This window comes from Chromatiales bacterium, assembly GCA_014762505.1.
GTDB lineage: Bacteria > Pseudomonadota > Gammaproteobacteria > SpSt-1174 > SpSt-1174 > SpSt-1174.
On sequence record JABURS010000012.1, the window covers coordinates 1 to 1,362 of the forward strand.

The following is a 1,362-nucleotide window of genomic DNA, read 5'->3' on the forward strand; positions in this document are numbered from 1 at the left end:
GGGCAACGGCCCCCGCCAGGCCGCCCTCACCGAGGCCTTTGCCCAGGCCCTGCGCAACCTCGCCCCGCGCCAGGAGAGCCCCACCCGGCTGCTCGCCCTGCTGCAGGCCGTGGTCACCCGTCCGCCGGGCAGCGACGCCCCGCCCGAGGCCCTGCGCCAGCTGGTCCGCGAGGCCATCGCCCGCCTGCCGGGACCGCGCGAACTCAGCCAGCCCGATAGCCTGCGCCGGCTGGTCGAACAGGCGCTGACCCCGCTGCCCGCCGGCACGACCAGCCGGCCGGCCAGCGAGACCACGGGCAGCCTGCGCGAGCTGGTCGCCCGCCTCATTGCCCTGCTCGCCCCGCGCGAGCCCGGGCCGGCCCGCAGCCAGCCCCCACTCACCCCCCTGCCGACCCGCAGCGACGCGCCACCCACGCCGGCCGCGCGCTGGGGCGGGCTGCCCGCCCAGCTCACGGTGCCCCAGCTGCTGGCCGAACTGTTCGCCGCCGCCCGCGGCACCGAGGCCCGCCAGGGCCTGCAGCAGCTCGCGGCCGTGGAAGGCCTGGCAAACGGGGAACAGCGCCTGCAACTGGAACTGCCGCTGCGCCTGGGCAACGGGCTGGACCTGCTCTCGCTGGTCATCCGCCGCGAGGGCGGCCGGGGCCAGGCCGACGACACGACACGTCCCTGGCAGGCAACGCTCGCCATCGCCCTGCCCGACCTGGGCGGCATCCAGGCGCACATCGCCCTGGCGCGCCAGCGCGTCACGGTGGACTTTCACGTCGAGGAACCGGCCACGCTGCGCCGGCTGGAAGGGGAGATCGACCGCCTGCAACACGCCCTGCGGGCGCGCGCCATCGAGGTACAGCGGATCAGTGCAAGACTGGGCGAGATGCCGCCCCAGGATCAGCCGCCGCGGGACCGGCTGGTGGACATCAGCGTATGACACAGCGCGAAGACAGGGCCGCCATCGCCCTCTACTACGACGGCCACGACGCCCCCCACATCACGGCCAAGGGCCAGGGCGCCCTGGCCGAGCAGATCATTGCCCTGGCGCGCGAACACGGTGTGCCCATCCACGAAGACGAGGCGCTCACCCGGCTGCTCGCGCGCGTCCCCCTGGGCGACGAGGTCCCCGAGGCCCTCTACGTGGCCGTGGCCGAGGTACTGGCCTTCACCTTCTACCTGGCAGGGATGACGCCGGAGGATATCCGCAGGCGACGGGAGGGGGATGGATGAGTCGCGTAGGAGCGTCCGCGAGGCGCGATAGGGGGTGGCACTTCGCCACAAACATGGCCATCGCAGCTTACGCAGCTTGTATGTTGTGTCCCGACAGGCCAGAAAGGGCTTGTCGGGGTGGAGGGACGAGCTTGGCATCTGGCC

Annotated in this window: 2 protein-coding genes; both read left to right on the forward strand. The window is 73.4% G+C overall.

Features of this window, described 5'->3' with window-relative positions:
• Positions 1 to 925: flagellar hook-length control protein FliK (locus HUJ28_00650; GenBank protein MBD3617971.1), on the forward strand; the 925-nt coding region annotated here is incomplete at its 5' end.
• Positions 922 to 1,218: an EscU/YscU/HrcU family type III secretion system export apparatus switch protein gene (locus HUJ28_00655; GenBank protein MBD3617972.1), complete on the forward strand. Its 297-nt coding sequence runs from the start codon at positions 922 to 924 to the stop codon at positions 1,216 to 1,218. The genes HUJ28_00650 and HUJ28_00655, both read left to right, overlap by 4 nt.
• Positions 1,219 to 1,362 lie beyond the last annotated feature (144 nt).

Bases quoted from the DNA above. Each gene is read 5' to 3' on its own strand.
- HUJ28_00655 (MBD3617972.1), top strand. From the start codon at position 922: ATGACACAGCGCGAAGACAGGGCCGCCATCGCCCTCTACTACGACGGC.